This is a genomic window from Pseudomonas sp. Z4-7 (genome assembly GCF_051131965.1).
Classification (GTDB): Bacteria; Pseudomonadota; Gammaproteobacteria; order Pseudomonadales; family Pseudomonadaceae; genus Aquipseudomonas.
In genome coordinates this window covers 1,875,535-1,895,509 of record NZ_CP071642.1, presented here as the reverse complement: position 1 = coordinate 1,895,509, position 19,975 = coordinate 1,875,535, and the positions used below count along the sequence as shown (strand labels likewise).

At 65.4% G+C, this 19,975-nt stretch carries 2 protein-coding genes (1 of these 2 cut by a window edge); both read right to left on the bottom strand.

The genetic code is table 11. The features are described from left to right. A protein-coding gene (locus J3P91_RS08545) for a non-ribosomal peptide synthase/polyketide synthase (protein ID WP_434603400.1) crosses the window boundary here: on the bottom strand, nt 1-7,526 show its 5' portion. 6,064 nt of this gene lie to the left of the window's left edge; 7,526 of the gene's 13,590 nt are visible here — the first part of the coding sequence; it begins with the start codon at nt 7,524-7,526; its stop codon lies off the left edge, out of view. Further along, nucleotides 7,526-19,975 carry a non-ribosomal peptide synthase/polyketide synthase gene (locus J3P91_RS08540; protein ID WP_434603398.1) on the bottom strand — a complete coding sequence of 4,150 codons (12,450 nt, stop codon included), beginning with the start codon at nt 19,973-19,975 and terminating at the stop codon, nt 7,526-7,528. The genes J3P91_RS08545 and J3P91_RS08540 overlap by 1 nt, the downstream gene beginning before the upstream one ends.

Here is a 19,975-nt window from a genome sequence, read left to right as displayed (position 1 = left end):
GGCACCGGCAGCGCCGCGAGGGTGCGCCGCGTCGGTTCATCGCCCAGGTAACGCAACACGCCGAAGCCGAGCCCTTTGTCTGGGATCGCCCGCAGTTGCTCCTTGATCGCCTTGATCGAACCTTCGGTGGTGGCCGTCGGGGCCAGGCGCACCGGGAACAGGCTGGTGAACCAACCGACGCTGCGGCTCAGGTCCACATCCTCGAACAGCGCCTCACGGCCATGGCCCTCCAGCTGAATCAAGGTCGAGGCCTGGGAAGTCCAGCGGCCGATCACCCGGGCCAGGGCCGTCAGCAGCAGATCGTTGACCTGGGTGCGATAAGCCGCCGGCGCTTGCTGCAACAGGCGTCGCGTCTGGTCCTTGTCCAGCCGCGTCTGGACCTGGGTCGCGTGGCACCTGCGCAAATCGCCCTCTGGATGGTCGCAAGGCAAGTCATGACCGGCGCCTTGCAGTTGCTCTTGCCAATACTTCAGCTGGGACTGCAACGTCGCGCTGCCGGCATGCGCCTGCAACCGTTGCGCCCAGGTCTGCGCAGCCGTGGTCTTGGCCGGCAACGCTGGCGTCTGGCCGGCCTGCAACTGCTCGTACGCCTGTTGCAGGTCCTCCAGCAGTACACGCCAGGACACGCCGTCCACCGCCAGGTGATGGATCACCAGCAACAGTCGCTCGCTGCCGTCGGCCAGGCTCGCCAGCACCCCGCGCAGCAGCGCTCCATCTTGCAGGTCGAGGCTGCGTTGGGCTTGTTCGGCCAGGCGTTCAAGGGCCGGCGCATCGGCCACCTCGGCGGTCCACAACAGCGGCGAGCGCTGCCAGAGCGTGCGCTGTTCGGCCAGGGTATTGTGGCGAGCGGTCCAGGTGCCTGCCTCGCAGACGAAGGCCAGGCGCAACGCATCGTGATGCTCGACCAGAGCCTGCAACGCCTGCTCCAGATGCGCGGCATCCACGGCGCGCAAGCTCTTGAGCAACACCGACTGGTTCCAATGATGAGGCTCGGCCATGGCCTGTTCGAAAAACAACTGCTGGAACGGCAGCAATACCGTCTGCCCCACCACCGGGCCCTGATCGATCACCGGCCCGTTGTCTCCGGTCGTTGCCACCCCGGCGAGGCCCTGGATGGTCTGGTGCAGGAACAGGTCCTTGGGACTGAAATGAATCCCGGCCTGACGGGCGCGACTCACCACCTGGATGGAAATGATCGAATCGCCGCCCAGCTCGAAGAAATTGTCGGTCCGCCCTACGCGTTCGCGCCCGAGCACGCTTTGCCAGATCGCGGCCAAAGCGTTTTCCACGGCGCTGACCGGGGCACTGTAGCTCTTCGCACTGGCGCTCGGATCGGCCTTCGGCAGGGCCTTGCGCTCAAGCTTGCCGTTGGGGCTGACCGGCATTTTCTCCAGCCACACCCAGTGTTGCGGCACCATGTAGTCGGGCAAGGACTGACTCAGATGTTCCCTGAGGCGCACTTGCAGCGCCTGGCGAACGGCGTCATCGGCGACCAGCAGCTCGGCGCGCGCCGGCACCACGTAGGCCACCAGCAACGTGCCGTCCTGGGCCAGGACCACGGTTTCGCGTACCGCCTCGTGTTCGGCCAGGCGCGCTTCGATTTCGCCCAACTCGATGCGCAAGCCACGGATTTTCACTTGATGGTCCATTCGGCCGGCGTATTCGATCACGCCATCAGCCCGATAACGCGCCAGGTCGCCGGTGCGATACAAGCGCTGGCCAGCGCCGAACGGCGCGGTGACGAACCGTCCGGCGGTCAACGCCGCGCGCCGATGGTAACCGCGCGCCAGCCCTTCGCCCGCCAGGTACAGCTCGCCAATCACGCCGACCGGTACCGGCGACAGCTCATCGTCGAGAATGTAGGTGCCGATGTTGGCGATCGGCTGTCCGATCGGCACGCTGTCGCGGCCCTCCTCGACGCAGGTCCAGTGGGTCACGTCGATGGCCGCCTCGGTCGGGCCGTAGAGGTTGTACAGGCTGGCGTTCGGCAGTTTGGCGAACACCTGCTGCTGGGCATCCACCGGCAGCGCTTCACCGCTGCAGACGATCCGCTTGAGGCTGGTACATTCGGCCACGCGCGGGTCCTGCACGAACGCCTGGAGCATCGACGGTACGAAGTGCAGCGTGGTGATGCGCTGCGCGGTGATCAGCTCGATCAGTTGCGCCGGGTCGCGATGGGCCCCCGGCGCGGCCACCACCAGCGTCGAGCCGGTCAGCAGCGGCCAGAAAAATTCCCACACCGACACGTCGAAACTGAACGGCGTTTTCTGCAACACACTGTCAGTCGCATCGAGGCCATAGGCCTGCTGCATCCAGCACAGCCGGTTGACCAGGGCGCAATGGCGATTGCCCGCACCCTTGGGCTTGCCGGTGGAACCGGAGGTATAGATGACATAGGCCAGGTTTTCGCCGTGCACCTTGACGTCGGGATTCTCCTCACAACCGGCATGCGACTCCTCAGCGGGCAGGTCCAGTAGCAGACTGCGCAGTCCTTGCGGAATCGGCAAAGCATCAAGCAGGTGTTGCTGGGTCAGCAGCAAACCGATGCCGCTGTCTTCGAACATATAGGCCAGGCGATCCTGCGGGTACTCAGGGTCCAACGGCACGTAGGCACCGCCGGCCTTGAGGATCGCCAACAGCCCGAGCACCATCTCCACGGAACGTTCGACGGCGATGCCCACCAGCACATCGGGACCGACGCCCAGGTCGATCAAGCGATGGGCCAGGCGGTTGGCCCGGGCGTTGAGTTCGCGGTAGCTCAGGCGCTGCCCGCCAAAGACCAATGCAGGCGCATCCGGGGTCCGGCGCACCTGTTCCTCGATCAGCGCCTGGACGCTGCGGTCGAGCGGGTATTGCCGGGCCGTCGCGTTCCAGTCGATGAGCATGTGTCGACGCTCGTCCTCGTCCAGCAGCGACCATTGCGCCACCGGGCGGTGCAGGTCCTGCACCAGGCTGCGCAACAGGTTGAGCCAATGCGCGGCCATGCGTTCGATGGTCGCCGGCTCGAACAGGTCGGTGGCGTAGGTCAGGGCAGCGTGCAGGCCCTGGGGACTTTCGACGGTGTCCAGGCTCAGGTCGAATTGCGCGGTGCGCTGCGTCCAGCCTACGGGTTCGACGTCGAGCCCCGGCAAGGCCTTGGCAAACACTGAGGCGGTTTCGTTGCGGTGGTTGAACATCGCCTGGAACAGCGGGCTGTGGCTCAGGTTGCGCTGCGGCTGCAGGGCATCCACCAGTTGCTCGAAGGGCAGGTCCTGGTGCATCTGCGCGGCCATGGCCGTCTGCTTGAGCTGTTGCAGCAAAGCGGCGCCGGTCAGGTCGCCATGGAACTCGCTGCGCAGGACCTGGGTGTTGACGAAGAACCCGATCAGCCGCTCGGTTTCCAGTCGCTGGCGGTTGGCGATCGGCACGCCGACGCGGATGTCGGCCTGGCCGCTGTAGCGATGCAGCAATGCCTGGAACGAGCCGAGCAACAGCACGAACAGGGTGACGTTTTCTTGCCGGGCCAGGGCCTTGAGGTCATCGCTCAAGGCGCGATCCAGCACGATCGACAGGCGTGCCCCGCGCAGGCTTTGTTGCGCTGGGCGCGGGTGGTCGGTGGGCAGTTCCAGCAGCGGCTGTTCGCCGCCCAGTTGCGCCGACCAGTAGGCCAGTTGGCGGTCGCGTTCACCGGCCGCCATCCATTGCCGCTGCCAGACCGCGTAGTCGGCGTATTGCACCGCCAAGGGCGGCAGCTGTGCCGGTTGACCCTGGACGAAAGCCGAGTACAGGCTCATCAGGTCATCGACCATCACCTGTAACGACCAGCCGTCGGAGACGATGTGATGCAGCGTCAGCACCAGCAGGTGATCCTCCTCGGCCACTTCCAACAGCGCCACGCGTAGCAGCGCGTCGTTCAGCAGATCGAACGGGCGTTGCGTCTGCTGTTCAAGGAAGGCCTGGATATCACGCCCTTCCAGACGCTCCTCGATATAGTCGACTTCGCCCTGCTCACAAATGACCTGGCAAGTGCGTCCATCCTCTTCCACGAATGCGGTGCGCAAGCTTTCGTGGCGCTGGACCAGTGCGGCAAAGCTCTTGCGCAGCGCGCCCTTGTCCAATGCGCCGCGCATCCGCAACGCGGTGGGGATGTTGTAGGCGGCGCCGTCGGGGTCCATTTTCCAGAGGAACCACTGGCGCTCCTGGGCAAAGGACAACGGCAACGGCGCGTCGCGAGGCACCGGCGTCATGGCCGGGGCCTGTTCGCCAGTGGTGGTATCGAAGGCGGCGACGAACGCCTGCAACGTGCTGTGTTCGAACAGGCTGCGCAGCGGCACCTCGATGCCCAGCACCCGACGGACCCGCGAGACCACCTGGGTCACCAGCAGCGAATGCCCGCCCAGTTCGAAGAAATGGTCTTCCAGCCCCACGCGTTCAAGCTTGAGCACGTCTTGCCAGATTGCCGCGACCTGTTGCTCGACCTCGCTGCGCGGCGCCACGTAGGCCTGCTGCAAATCGCTGGCCTCGGGCGCCGGCAAGGCCTTGCGATCGATCTTGCCGTTGGGCGTCAGCGGCAGTTGCGCCAGGAACAACAGGTGCGCCGGCACCATGTATTCCGGCAACTGCGCCTTGAGGGCCGCCTTGAGTGCGGTGCGCAACGGCGCGTCCGGCTCCGGCACTGCGCCGCTGGCGGGCACCACGTAGGCAACCAATTGCGCGCCGGTCGGGCCTTCGTGGGCCACCACCACGGTTTCGCGCACGCGGTCCTGGGCCAGCAGCGCGGCTTCGATTTCCCCCAGCTCGATACGCAGGCCGCGGATCTTCACCTGATGGTCGATCCGGCCGAGGTACTCGACCACGCCTTCGGCGCGATAACGGCACAGGTCGCCGGTGCGGTACAGGCGCTCGCCCGTGGCGGAAAACGGGTCCGGCACGAAGCGTTCGGCGGTCAGCGCCGGACGCTGAAAATAACCACGGGCCAGGCCGGCGCCCCCGATCAGCAGCTCCCCCGGCGCACCGGGCGGGTTGAGGGTCAGGTCGCTGCCAACGATGTACAGCGCGGTGTTGTCCAGCGGTTTACCGAGGAACGGACGGTCGCGCTCCGGGCTCAGCGGATGCAGCGCCGACCAGATGGTGGTTTCGGTCGGGCCGTAGAGGTTCCAGACGTTCGGCGAGAGCGCCAGCAAGCGCTGCGCCAGTTCCAGCGGCAACGCTTCGCCGCCGCAGAGGAAGGTCCGCCCGGCCAGCAGCGAAGCCTGCTCATGATCGATCAACATACGCCAGCTCGACGGCGTCGCTTGCAGCACGCTGACATCGTGTTGTTCGATCAGCGCCAGCACCGCTTGCGGGTCCTGGTGCACGTTCTGGCCGGTCAGCACCACGCCGGCCCCGGCTGACAGAGGCCCGTAGATTTCCAGGCCGAAAATATCGAAAGAGAACGTCGTCAATGACAGCATGCGGTCGCCGGGCACGAGACCCGGCTCGGCGATCATGCTGTGGATGAAATTGCTCAGGGCGCCATGGCGCACCATCACGCCCTTGGGCTTTCCGGTGGAGCCGGAGGTGTAGATGACGTAGGCCAGGTGTTCGCCAGTCAGCGGCACCACCGGGCAGGTTTGCGGGGCTGCTTGCAGTGCCGCGTCCGGCTGGTCCAGCAACAGAGTCCGAAGACTTGGCGGGATCGGCAAGCGCGCCTGCAAACGGGCCTGGGTCAGCAGCAGTCCGATGCCGCTGTCCTCGATCATGTAGGCCAGGCGATCCTCGGGGTACGCCGGATCCAACGGCACATAGGCGGCGCCGGCCTTGAGGATCGCCAGCAGGCCGACAATCATCTCGACGCTGCGCTCGACCGCGATGCCCACCAACTGGCCGGGCATCACGCCCAGGTCGATCAGGCGATGGGCCAATTGGTTGGCGCGCGCGTCCAGTTGTGCGTAGCTCAGGGCCTGGTCGTCGATGGTCAGCGCCAGCGCCTCGGGGTTGCGGCGCACCTGTTCGGCGATGCGCTGGTGCACGCAAACGGCTTCGTCAGTGTGGTCGGCGACCCGCAGCCATTGCTGCTGCGTGAGTTGCTGTTGCGCCAGGTCGAGCAGCGGCAGTTCGCCGATACGCTGGCGTGGCGCATCGACGATGCCGTGCAGCAGGTTCTGCCAGTGCCCGGCCAGGCGCTCGATGGTCTGCGCATTGAACAGGTCGGTGGCGTAGGTCAGTTCCGCAGCGATGCCCTGCTCGGTTTCATAGGTGCCCAGGGTCAAGTCGAACTGGGCGGTGCGCCCTTCCCATACCAGATCCTCGACCCGCAGCTGCGGCAGGTGCATCTGCCGGCTTCGAGTGGCGTCGGCGTTCTGGTGGTTGAACATGACCTGGAAGATCGGGCTGTGGCTCAGGCTGCGCTCAGGTTGCAGGGCCTCGATCAATTGCTCGAATGGCAAGTCCTGATGGGCCTGTGCCGCCATCGCCGATTGCTTGACCTGGGCGAGCAACTGATCAAACGGCAATTGCCCGTCAACGTCGGCACTGAGTACCTGGGTGTTGACGAAAAAGCCGATGAGCCCTTCGGTCTCGACCCGGTTGCGGTTGGCCGTCGGCACGCCCACGCGGATCTGCGATTGCCCGCTGTAGCGGTGCAGGAGCGCCTGGAACGAGGCCAGCAAGACCATGAACAGGCTGGCGCCTTCACGCTGGGCCAACTGCTTGAGCGCGGTGGCCAGTTCCGCGCTCAGGGTCAAATCCAGGCGCGCGCCACGAAAGCTCTGCACCGGTGGGCGCGGATGATCGAACGGCAGTTCCAGCACCGGTTGTTCGTCACCGAGGGTCTGGACCCAATAGGCCAATTGCCGCTCACGCTCGCCGGCCTCCAGCCAGTGGCGTTGCCAAATGGCGTAGTCGGCGTATTGCACCGGCAGGTCCGGCAAGGCCAGCGGCTGGCCGCCAATGTCGGCGGCGTAGTGCCGGACCAGTTCATCCACCAGCACCTGCATCGACCAGCCATCAGCAATGATGTGGTGCTGGATGAGCACCAGGACATGGTCGTCTTCGGCAATTTTCAACAGCGAAACCCGCAGCAACGGCCCTCGGCGCAGATCGAACGGACGCGCGGTTTGACCTTCGACGCAGGCCTTGATGCGTTCGTCCTGGCTGACCGTAGAACCGGCGGGCAGCGCCTCGACCGCGATGCTCAAGGGCATATGTTGATGAATGATCTGCACGGTTTGCTCGCCGTGCTCGGCGAACGTGGTGCGCAAGCTTTCGTGGCGCTCGACCACGGCATTGAAGCTGCGCTCCAGCGCCGGCACGTCCAATTGCCCTTTGAGGCGCAAGGCGCTGGGGATGTGGTAAGCCGAGCTGTGGCGGTCCATCTGCCAGAGGAACCACTGGCGCTCCTGGGCGTAGGACAGCGGAACATGTTCAAACCCGGAACGCACCTCGGGGATCGGCAGGTTGGCCGGCGAGACGCCCTCTTCCAGCATCTTTTCCAGGTACAGCCGGCGTTTGTCCAGCGGCAGAGTGATAAAGCGCTTGGCAACCCTCAAAGCAACACTCTTGTCCATCAGACTTCCTCCATTTCATCAAGCAGGGCGTCCAGCTTGTTCAGTTTCTGTTCGTTGATCGGCCCGTCGCTGCTGTCGAGTCGGGCGACGAAATCCTTCAGGACGGGGTGCTGGAATAACAGCTGCGGGGTCAGGCTCAACCCCAGTTCGAGAGCCATGCGTGAAACGGCGGTGACCGCCAGCAACGAGTGGCCGCCCAGCTCGAAGAAGTGATCGTGCAGGCCCACGCGCTCGACGGTGAGCACCTGGGCCCAGATCGCTGCGACTTGCAGTTCAAGGTCGCTGACCGGTGCTTCGTAAGCGTTTTCTGAGCGCCCGGCCTCGATGCCCGGCAGTGCCTTGCGGTCGAGCTTGCCGTTGGGGGTCAATGGCAGGTGATCGAGGAACAGCCAGTGGGCCGGGATCATGTAGTCGGGCAGGTGCTCCTTGAGATTGGCCTTGAGTTGATCGCGCAGGGTATCGGCGTCGGTCGAGGCCGCCACGTAAGCCACCAACTGCTGCCCGCCCGGCCCTTCCTGGGCCAGCACGGCGACGTCGTTTACCTCGGCTTGTTGCAGCAGCCGCGCCTCGATTTCCCCCAGCTCGATGCGGAAGCCGCGGATCTTCACCTGATGGTCGAGTCGGCCCTGGTATTCGAGCACGCCATCGGCGCGATAGCGGCACAGGTCGCCGGTGCGATACAGGCGTTCGCCGGTGGTCGAGAACGGATTGGGGACATACTTTTCGGCGGTCATCGCGGCGCGCCCGAGGTAACCCCGGGTGATGCCCGCGCCGCTCAGGTACAGCTCCGCCGAGACGCCTTGCGGCACCGGTTGCAGGGTGGCGTCCAGCAGGTAACTGGCGGTGTGCTTGAGCGGGCGACCGATGTTCGCCGTGCCGCCGGGGGAGCGGCGGGTCCAGGTGGAATAGGTCGTGTCTTCCGAGGGGCCATACAGGTCATAAACATGCTCAACCCCACCCACCTGTTCACCCACCACCTGTGGGAGCGAGCTTGCTCGCGATGGCGTCCTGGCAGTTAGCCCCTCATCGACTGACCCACCGCTATCGCGAGCAAGCTCGCTCCCACAGGTTTTGGGTGTCGGGTAGAGGGCATCCACCAGGCTCTGCTTCAGCGGCTCTCCGGCCAGATTGATGATGCGCACGCTGTCCGGGATCTCGCCGCTGCGCTGCAACGCGGCGATCGCCGCGGGCACGGTGTTGATCAGGCGCACCTGATCGCGGGCCGGCAGGTGCGGCAGTTCCAGGGCGTTGCGGGCGATGATCAGCGAGCCGCCGTTGGCGAGGGTGACGAACAGCTCCCACACCGACAGGTCGAAGCACACCGAGGTGGAAGCGAGCACGCCCTGGATGTCGTCGCGGCTGTAGACGGTTCTGGACCAGTCGATCAGCGCCAGCACGTTGCGATGGGCGATGGCCACGCCCTTGGGTTTGCCGGTGGAGCCGGAGGTGTAGATGACGTAGGCGAGGTTGTTTGGGGTGACCGTTGTGCCCGGTGCGTTGAAGGGATATGAGCTCAACTCAATCCGGTCCAGCATCAGCACTTCGGTCCCCGCCGGAACCGTCAGCGTCTGCGCCACCGCCTGCTCGGTCAATAACACCCGCGCGCGGCTGTCCTCAAGCATGTAGGCCACGCGTTCGGCCGGATAATCCGGGTCCAGCGGCACGTACGCGCCGCCGGCCTTGAGCACCGCCAGCAAGGCGATCAGCAATTGCTCGGAACGCGGCATCGCCACGCCGACCCGCACTTCCGGGCCGACGCCCAGTTCGATGAGTTTGTGGGCCAGGCGATTGGCGCGGCCGTCGAGTTCGCTGTAGCTAAGGCGGATTTCATTGAAGGTCACCGCCAGGGTATCCGGCGAAGCGTCGGCCTGGCGCGCAATGACTTCATGAATGCACAGGTCCTGTTCGAACGGCGCATCGACCGGGTTCCAGTCGTGGGTCAAGCGTTGATGCTCATCGAATTCCAGCATCGACAATTCACCCAGGCAGCGCTCGCCTTGAGTAGTCATCTGCCCGAGCAACTGCGCCAGATGCGCCGCCAGCCGCTCAACCGTATCCTGAGCAAAGCTCGCCCGCTGATAACTCATGTGCACTGACAATTGCCGCTCCAACCCCACCAGCAGCGTCAATGGATAGTTGGTCTGCTCCTGGGTCACTGGCGAACCAAAACGCAAACCGTCCGGCGCGCCCTGCTCCAGCGCCTGGGCGATCGGGTAGTTCTCGAACACCAGCAGGCTGTCGAACAGCGCATCGCCGCCCTGCCCGGCCCAGCGCTGGATATCCAGCAACGCGGTGTGCTCGAATTCGCGCAGGGCCAGGTTCTGCGCCTGCACCGCTTGCAGCCAGCTGGCCAAGGTCTGCTCGGCCCGAGGGCTGGCGATCACTGGCAAGGTGTTGATGAACAGGCCGATCTGCTGCTCGATGCCGGGCAAGTCCGCCGGACGCCCGGCCACGGTTGCGCCGAAAGCCACGGTGGTTTTTCCGGTGTAGCGCTGCAACAGCAGCAGCCACGCCGCTTGCACCAGGGTGTTGACGGTGACTTTAGAGGCACGGGCGAAAGCTTCCAGGCGACGGGTCGACGCTTCGTCCAGCACGTGGATATGATCGCCGTAACCACTCCCCATGTCGGCCGGTTTGGCCACCGCGTCGGCCAATCGCGTCGGCGTCTCCAGCTGTTGCAGCGCCGGTTTCCAGAACGCTTCGCTGGCCGCCGCGTCCTGGCATTGCAGCCAGGCGATGTAGTCGCGGTAGCGGCTGCCGGACACAGTGACGGGTTGGCCGCTGTAGCGTTGCAGCACTTCGCCGAGCAACTGCGAATTGCTCCAGCCGTCCATGAGGATGTGGTGGTGGCTGTAGATCAGGTGATAACGCTGTTCGTCGAGGCGCACGATCATCAGGCGTATCAGTGCCGACGCGCTCAGGTCCAGTTGCTCGCGTTCGGCATCGGCCAGGGCCTGCAAGGTCTGGACAGGCAACGGATCGCTGCGCAGATCCTGCACGCTGTAAGGCAGCTCCAGGTATTTGCTGACCACCTGCACCGGCGCCGGCAGATCCCCTTGCCAGACAAACCGCGTGCGCAGGATGTCGTGGGCGTCCACCGCCGCTTGCCAGGCCTGGCGGAAACGCTGCGGGTCCAGCCCTTCCACGTCCAAGCGCAATTGGTTGATGTAGTCGCCGGTGGCGTCGCCATACACGCCGTGGAACAGCATCCCTTGCTGCATCGGCGACAATGGATACAGGTCGACGATCTGCGCCGTCGGCAGCGGCAGCCCGTCCAGTTGTTGCTGGCTCAGGCTCGCCAGCGGGAAGTCCGATGGCGTCACGCCGTGATGTCCGCCCTGGCAGCAATGCTCGATGAGCCGCTGCAACTCAAGCGCATACTCGTCGGCCAAGACCTGGATGGTCGCCTCGTTGAACTGCTCGCGGCTGAAGGTCCAGCCCAGGTTCAGTTCGCCATTGAACACCTGGCCGTTCAACGCCAGCACATTCGACAACGGTGCTTCAGCGTCCAGCTCATCGCCGGCCGCTTCGTTGGCCGGCACGAACAAGGCGCCGTCGGCTGCGTCGAAGCTGGCGTCGAACTGGCCCAGGTAGTTGAAGGTCAGGCCTGGCGTCGGCAGCCGCGCCAGAATCGACCGCGTAGCGTCATCCGCCAGATGCGCCAAGGCACCAAAACCGAGGCCTTTGTCGGGAATCGCCCGCAATTGCTCCTTGATCTGCTTGAGGCTATCCCCAAGGTCGGCCTGCGGCGTGAGTCGGGCCGGGTACAGGCTGGTAAACCAGCCGACGGTGCGGGTCAGGTCGACGTCGTCGAACAGCGCTTCGCGGCCGTGGCCTTCGAGCTGGATCAGCGCACTGTCGGCGCCGGTCCAGCGCACCATGACCCGCGCCAAAGCCGTCAGCAGCAAGTCGTTGACCTGGGTGCGATAGGCCTTGGGCGCGTCTTGCAGCAGTTGTCGGGTCAGAGCGGCGTTCAGTCGCGTACGCACCGTCAGCGCAAGGCGGTTCTGCTGGCCGCCCTGTGGATGATCCATCGGCAAGCGCGCATCGATGCCTTCGAGCTGGGCCTGCCAGAAGGCCAGTTGCTGCTGCAGCGCCGGGTTGCGGGCATGGTCTTGCAGGCGCTCGGCCCAGACCTGCGCTGAGGTGGTTTTGTCCGGTAGCTGCAACGCTGCGCCGCTGGACAGCTGTCGGTAGGCGCGTTGCAGATCCTCGAACAGAATGCGCCACGACACGCCATCAACCACCAGATGATGCACCGCCAGCAACAGGCGCTGGCTGCCATCGCCCAAGGTCGCCAGTACCGCCCGCAGCAGCGGCCCGTCTTGCAGGTCGAGGCTGCGTTGGGCTTCGTTGGCGATGCTGTGCAAGGCCGGGGCATCAGGTGCGTCCACGGTCCAGAGCAGGTCTTCGCAGTGAACGTCCGCAGGACGGTAAGCCGCCTTCCAGCCTTCGCCCTGCTCCGTGAAGCTCAAGCGCAGGCCATCGTGATGCAGCACCAGCGCGCTCAGCGCCTGGTTCAGAGTCGACGCCTCCAGAGGCTCGGTCGGCTTGAGCAGCACCGCCTGGTTCCAGTGATGACGCTGCGGCACCGTTTGCTCGAAGAACACTCGTTGCACCGGCAACAGCGCCAGCTCACCCGTCACCGGGCCCTGATCGATGACTTGTGCGGCTTCGCCCTGGCGGGCCACGGTCGCCAGCATCTCAAGCGTCTGGTGCTGGAACAGGTCCTTGGGCGTCAAGTGAATCCCGGCCTGACGGGCGCGGCTGACCACCTGGATCGAGACGATGGAATCGCCGCCCAGTTCGAAGAAGTTATCCCGCAGGCCCACCCGCTCAAGCTTGAGCACGTCCTGCCAGATCACCGCGAGTTGCTGCTCCAGCGCGCTGCGCGGTGCCCTGTAGCTTTGCTGCAATTGGCTGGCGTCGGGCTTGGGCAGGTTCTTGCGATCGAGCTTGCCATTGGGGGTCAGCGGCAGCCGTTCGAGCAACAGCAGATAGGCCGGGACCATGTGCGCCGGCAAGGTCGCCTTGAGTTGTTCGCGCAGATTCTCTGCGAAGTCATCCGGCCCCCATTGATCAGCCACGACGTAGGCCACCAGGCGCTTGCCGCTGCCGGCAGCCCCCTCCTGGGCTACGACCACCGCTTCGCGCACGCCGTCGAGGGCTTGCAGGCTGGCTTCGATTTCCCCCAGCTCGATGCGGAAACCGCGGATCTTCACCTGATTGTCGATACGGTCGAGGTAATCGAAGGTGCCGTCGGCGCGCTGGCGCACCAGGTCGCCGGTACGGTACAGCAAGCCGCCGGCGCTGAACGGGTCGGCGACAAAACGCTCGGCGGTCAGCCCCGGACGGTTCAGGTAACCCCGGGCCAGGCCGGTGCCGCCCAGGTACAGCTCACCGGGCATGCCCTGGGGCAGCAGGTTCAGGTCGGCATCGAGCACGTAGGCGCTGCGGTCGCCGATGCGGCTGCCAATCGGCGCGTAGGCCGAACCACAAGCCACCTCGCGGCCGGCCTTCCAGATCAACGGCGTGACCACGGTTTCGGTCGGGCCGTAGCCGTTGATGATGTACTCAGGCTGCAAGGCGCGCTTGACCCGTTCGAAGCTGGCGTTGGCCACCGCGTCGCCGCCGAAGCAATAGATGCGCACCTTCGGCGGGTTGCCTTCACGCTCGGCGTGCTCGGCCAGTTGTTGCAGGTACACCGGCGGGAACGCGACCACCGTCACGCCGTGCTCGCGCATGGCGTTGTAGGTTTGCTCGGGGGTCCACAGGCTGTCATCGCGAACCAGCAGCGAGGCGCCGTGGGTCAGGCTGGTGAGCCAGCGCTCGTGGGCCCCGTCGAAAGCGAACGACATGAAATGGAACTCGCAATCGCTGTCGCGCATTTCATAACGCTCGCCAATGGCCTGGCAGTGCATCGCCAGCGGACCGTGGGCCACGCTGACGCCCTTGGGGTTGCCGGTGGAGCCGGAGGTGTAGATGACGTAGGCGAGGTTCTGCGGATCGAGTCGCACCTGCGGCGCACCGACCGGCAGCTCGCGCAGATCGACCCGATCCAGCTCCAGCAGCGGTAGCGATTCGGCCACTGGCAATTGCGCCGCCACCGAGGTGTCACTGATCAACAAGGCCAGGCCGGCGTCTTCCATCAGGTAGGCCAGGCGCTCCCGGGGATAGCTGATGTCCAACGGCACGTAGGCGCCGCCGGCCTTGAGCACCGCCAGCAGCGCGACGATCACGTTTTCGCTGCGCGGCAGGGCCACGCCGACGCGGGTTTCGGCGCCGACGCCACGGGCGATCAAGGCATGGGCCAGTTGGTTTGCGCGCCGGTCGATCTCGCCGTAACTGAAGTGCCGGCCATTGAAGATCACCGCCGTGCGTTGCGGGCGCTCGGTCGCCAACGCGGCGATCCGCTGATGCACGGCGATGTCCACCGGATAAGGCTGCGGGTGATTGTCGGCCTGTTGCCGCGCGTGTTCAGCGACGCTGGCCAAGGCGATTTCGCCCAGGCTGCGTTCGGCGTCCTGGCTGAACTGCTCAAGCAGGTGCAGCAGGTGAGCGCTGATCTGGTTGATGACCTCGTCGGCGAACTGTCGACGCTCGTAGCTGTAGTGCAACGCCAGTTGTTCACCGAGGGTGACCGCCACGCTCAGGGCATAGTGGGTCTGCTCAAGATTGGCCACGTCGCCAAAGGTGACATCGCTGTCGGTGCCCTGCTGCAAGGCTTGGGCGATCGGGTAGTTCTCGAACACCAGGAGGTTGTCGAACAGCGCCTCCCCGCCCTGCCCGGCCCAACGCTGGATGTCCGCCAACGGCGTGTGCTCGAAATCCCGCAGGCTCAGGTTCTGCGCCTGCACCGCTTGCAGCCACTGGCCGACCGTCTGGTCGGGGCGCGGCGTGCCGATCACCGGCAAGGTGTTGATGAACAGGCCGACCTGCTGCTCGATACCGGGCAGATCCGCCGGCCGCCCGGCCACGGTCGCGCCAAATGCCACGGTCTGGTGCCCGGTATAGCGTTGCAGCAACAGCAGCCACGCCGCTTGCACCAGCGTGTTGACGGTAACTTTCTGCCGGCGGGCGAAGGTCTCCAGTGCCTTGGTGCGTGGCGCATCCAGCGTCAGGAAGTGATCGCCATGGCCGCTCTGGCCTGCATCGCCCGAGGCCGCGCGGGCGAGCCGGGTCGGTTCTTGCAGCGCGGCCAGTTGCTCGCTCCAGAAGTCCTGGCTGAGCTGGCCGTCCTGGCGTTGCAGCCAGGCGATGTAATCGCGATAACGTCCGGCGCTGCGGCCCGGCGCGTGGCCGTTGTAGCGTTGCATGACCTCGCCGAGCAACTGCGAATTGCTCCAGCCGTCCATCAGGATGTGGTGATGGGTGTAGATCAGATGCCATTGCTCGGCACCGGTCTGCACCAGCACCAGGCGCAACAGCGGTGCCTGGCTCAGATCGAAACCATGCGCGCGTTCTGCGTCAGCCAGCGCGGCAAGGGCTCGGGCCTGAGTCTGGCTCTGCTCGGCACGCTCGCGCCAGTCGAGCACCGTGAACGGCAGGCGCACCTGCTTGTGGACAATCTGCAACGGCTGCGGCAATTCGCCCTGCCAGACGAAGCCGCTGCGCAGGATGTCTTGCGCAGCGACGGTGGCCTGCCACGCCGCACGGAATCGCTCGGCATCCAGGCCTTGCACGTCCACCCGCAGCTGGTTGACGTACTCGCCCGCCGCCTGCTCGTACAGCGTGTGGAACAACAGGCCCTGCTGCATCGGTGACAACGGGTAGATATCGTCGAGTTGGCCAGCCGCCACCGGCAGATGGTCGAGCTGCGCCTGGCTGATTTGCGCCAGCGGGAAGTCCGACGGCGTCGCTTGCGGCGTCGCCAGACTGACGCAGTGTCGAATCAGCGCCTTGAGCTCGAGGGCGTATTGATCGGCCAGTTGCTGCACGGTCGCGCTGTCGAACATTTCACGGCTGAACCCCCAGCTCAGCGCCAGCTCGCCGCCATGTACCTGGCCTTCCACGGTCAGCCAGTTGGCCAGCGGCGCGGTCGGGTCCTGGGCGACTCCACTGCCTTCGCCGGATGGCAGCAACAGCGCCGTTTCGTCGAACTGGCGGTCGAATTGGCCGAGGTAATTGAAGGTGATGCGCGGTTGCGCCAGACCGGCCAATGTCGCTTGTACCGAAGGCGCCGCCAGATGCCGCAGCACGCCATACCCCAGGCCTTTGTCCGGCACGCCGCGCAGTTGCTCCTTGACGGTCTTGATCGAACCGCCGAGGTCGTCGGTAACCGTGAGCTTCACCGGGAACAGGCTGGTCAGCCAACCGACCGTGCGGGTCAGGTCGATGTCGTCGAACAGCTCTTCGCGGCCATGGCCTTCCAGTTCCACCAGCGTGCCCGGCTGCCCGCTCCAGTGGCTGATGGTGCGGGCCAGCGCGGTCAGCAACAGGTCGTTGACCTGGGTGCGATAGGCCGCTGGGGCCTGTTGCAGCAACTGCCGGGTCAGCTCGGCGTCCAGGCGCCATTCGATCTTCGCGCCGTGGATATTTTGCAGGCTGCCCTGCGGACGGTCACAAGGAATGTCTGCCGCGCCCTGGTGCTGGGCTTGCCAATAAGCCAACTGATCGTCGAAGCGCGAAGCTTCGGCACTCAGCCGCGCGGTCCAGCTCTGGAACGCGCTGGTCTTGGCCGGCAACGTGGCCGCGCCGCCCGCCGCCAATTGTTCGTAGGCTTGCTGCACGTCTTCCAGCAACACGCGCCACGACACACCGTCCACTACCAGGTGATGAATGATCAGCGCCAGCCGCTGGCTCCCGTCGGCCAGGTCCACCAGCATGGCGCGCAGCAGCGGACCGTCCTGCAGCTTCAGGCTGCGCTGCGCCTCGTCGCACAGTGCAGCGAGGTCTTCGATGGATCGGGCTTCGCGTTGCCAAAGATCGGCGTTTTGCACAAGCGGCCCGTGGCCCTGCCGCCAACCGTCGGCGTCTTCGACAAAGCGCAGACGCAAGGCGTCGTGGTGGTTGATGACGCAGGTCAGCGCCGCGTCGAGCCGCTGTGCATCCAGCGGCTCGCGGGCGGTCAGCAACAGCGACTGGTTCCAGTGGTCACGGGCCTGCATCGCCTGGGAGAAGAACTGCCGCTGGATCGGCCCGAGCACAGCATCGCCGGTGACTGGCGCCTGATCCACAGCACTGTGGCTGTCACGAGTGGCGACGAGCGCCAGGCTGCGCACGGTCTGGTACTGGAACAGATCACGGGGATGAATGCGGATGCCGGCCTGCCGCGCGCGGCTTACCACCTGGATGGAAATGATCGAGTCACCGCCCAGCTCGAAGAAGTTGTCTTCGAGGCCGACGCGCTCCACGCCGAGTACGTCCTGCCATATTTCGGCCAGGGCAACTTGCAGCGCATCCTGCGGGGCGACGAATGTTTGCCGGGGCGCGGCGTCCGGTTGTGGCAGGGCCTTGCGGTCGAGCTTGCCGTTGGCGGTGACGGGCAATCTGGCCAACGGCATCAGATAGGTCGGCACCATGTATTCCGGCAGGCTCGCCAGCAGCCAAGCCTTCAGGTCCTGCTGCCACTGCTCGTGCGGCTCGCTGTTTTCCAACACCAGATAACCCACCAGGTGCTTGCCGTCCTGGACCAGCACCACGGCCTCGCGCACCAGCGGATGCTGCATGAGGCGGGCTTCGATTTCACCGAGCTCGATGCGCAGGCCGCGCAACTTGACCTGATGATCGAGACGGCCGAGGTATTCGATCACACCGTCGGCGCGCTGGCGCACGCGGTCACCGGTGCGGTACAGCCGTGCGCCGGCATGGAACGGGCACGGCACGAAACGCTCGGCGGTCAGCGCCGGACGCTGGTGATAACTGCGCGCCAGCCCCGCCCCGCCCAGGTACAACTCGCCCGCCACGCCCCACGGCACCGTCGACAGATCGGCGTCGAGCACATGGGTGCGCAGGTTGGCGATGGGGACACCGATCGGCACGCAATCGGCGCCTTCATCGACACAGGTCCAGTGGGTCACGTCGATGGCCGCTTCGGTCGGGCCGTACAGGTTGTAGAGGCCGGCGTTCGGCAGCTTGGCGAAGACCTGGTGTTGCGCGTCCAGCGGCAGCGCTTCACCGCTGCAAACGATGCGCTTCAAGCCTTGGCAGCTTTCCACGCCCGGCTCATGAATGAACGCCTGCAGCATCGACGGCACGAAGTGCAGCGTGCTGATGCCATGGCGCTTGATGGTCTCGATCAGTTGCAGCGGATCGCGGTGCACGCCCGGCGCGGCGACTACCAGTCGGGCTCCGGTCATCAGCGGCCAGAAAAATTCCCACACCGACACGTCGAAGCTGAACGGGGTTTTCTGCAGCACCGCGTCGCTGCCATCCAAGGCATAGGCCTGTTGCATCCAGCACAAGCGATTGACCAGCCCCGCGTGACTGTTGCCAGCGCCCTTGGGTTTGCCGGTGGAGCCGGAGGTGTAGATCACGTAGGCCAGGTTCAGCGGATCAAGCGTGATGTCGGGACGATGGTCGCTGTAGCCGTCGAGCCAGCCGGCCGCCTGGTCGAGTTCGATCACCTCGACGCCGTCGGTTGGCAGCGCCGCCGACAGCGAGCGCTGGGTCAGCAGCAAGCCGATGGCGCTGTCCTCGATCATGTAGGCCAGGCGCTCCTGCGGGTACTCAGGATCCAGCGGCACATAGGCGCCGCCGGCCTTATGAATCGCCAGCAGGCCCACCACCATTTCCAGCGAGCGCTCGACGCAGATCCCCACCAGGCTGTCCGGCCGCACGCCGCGCTCACGCAGCAGGTGAGCCAGTCGGTTGGCGCGGGCATCGAGCTCGGCGTAGCTCAGGGTTTGCTTGCCAAATACCAGCGCCGGTGCGTCCGGGGTGCGCGCCACCTGGGCTTCAATCAGTTGATGCATGCAGTGCTCGGTCGGGTAGCGTTGCGCCGTGGCGTTCCAACCGTGGACCAGGGTGGCGTGTTCGTCAGCGTCGAGCAGCGGCAGTTCGCCGATGCGCCGGGACGGATCAGCGATCATCGCCGTGAGCAATCGCAGCCAATGCCGGGCCATGCGCGCGATGCTCGGCGCCTCGAACAGGTCGTTCGCGTAGGTCAGCGCCGCGTGCAGCGTGCCGGCCTTTTCATAAGTGTCCAGGGTCAGGTCGAATTGGGTGGTGCGCGCCTGCCATTCGATCATGCCCAGTTCCAGCCCGGACGCCGTGCGGATCGTGGTGACGTCCGCCACGTGCGGCTGATGGTTGTACATCACCTGGAACAACGGCGTATGGCTGAGGCTGCGCTCCAGCTTGAGCGCTTCGACCAGGCGTTCGAACGGCAGGTCCTGATGGGCCTGGGCGCCGAGCGCGGTTTCTTTGACCCGGCGCAGCAACTCGTCGACACGGAGCTGGCCATCCAGTTCGGTACGCAGTACCTGGGTGTTGACGAAGAAGCCGATCAGCCCTTCGACCTCATCCCGGTTACGGTTGGCGATCGGCACGCCGACGCGGATATCGGACTGGCCGCTGTAGCGATGCAGCAGCACATTGAACGCGCCGAGCAGCAGCATGAACAGCGTGACGCACTGCTGCTGGGCTGTGCTGCGCAGTTGCTCCGCCAATGCGGCGTCGACGGCGAATTCATAGCGGCTGCCGCGATAGCTGGGCATCGCCGGGCGCGAATGGTCGGTGGGCAACTCCAGCACCGGATGTTCATCACCCAGTTGTGCCTGCCAGTACGCCAGCTGCCGCGCCTGCTCGCCGGCCTCCAGCCAGCGACGCTGCCACAGGGCATAGTCGCTGTACTGGATCGGCAGGTCGGCCAATTGCGGGGCCACGCCTGCCTCGTGGGCGTCGTAGCAGCGGATGAACTCGTCGATCAGCACGTTCATCGACCAGCCGTCGGAGACGATGTGATGCAAGGTCAGCAGCAACACGTGCTCCTGCTGATCAAGCTTGAGCAGTTCGACCCGCAGCAAGGGGCCGCGCGACAAGTCGAAGGGGCGCATCGATTGTGCTTCGGCGGCTTGGCGCACTGCCTGCTCGCGCTCGCCTGCCGGCAAGCCGCTGAGGTCCTGTTGCTCGATCATCAGCGGCGCATGGGTGGGCACTTGCAGGAGGCTGTCGTCGGCCTGGCGCTGGAACACTGTGCGCAGGGTTTCATGGCGGGCCACCAGGCTGGCGAAGGCCTGCTCCAGCGCCGACAGGCTCAGCGCGCCCTTGAGCCGCACCGCGCCGGGCAGGTTGTAGGCACCGCTGTCGGGGTCCAGTTGCCAGAGAAACCACATGCGGCGCTGGGCATAGGACAGGGCCTGGCGGTCGTCGGCTTCGACGCCTTGGGGAATGGGGAAGCGACTGAAATCCACGCCCTCCTTGTCCAGCGCTGCCAGGAACATCTGGCGCTTGTCCAGGGGCAACCCGATAAACCGGCGAGCAAGTTTCAAGGCGTCTTCAGCATTCAT

Coding starts and splice junctions, on each gene's coding strand:
- J3P91_RS08540 (WP_434603398.1), bottom strand. CDS start 19,975: ATGAATGCTGAAGACGCCTTGAAACTTGCTCGCCGGTTTATCGGGTTG.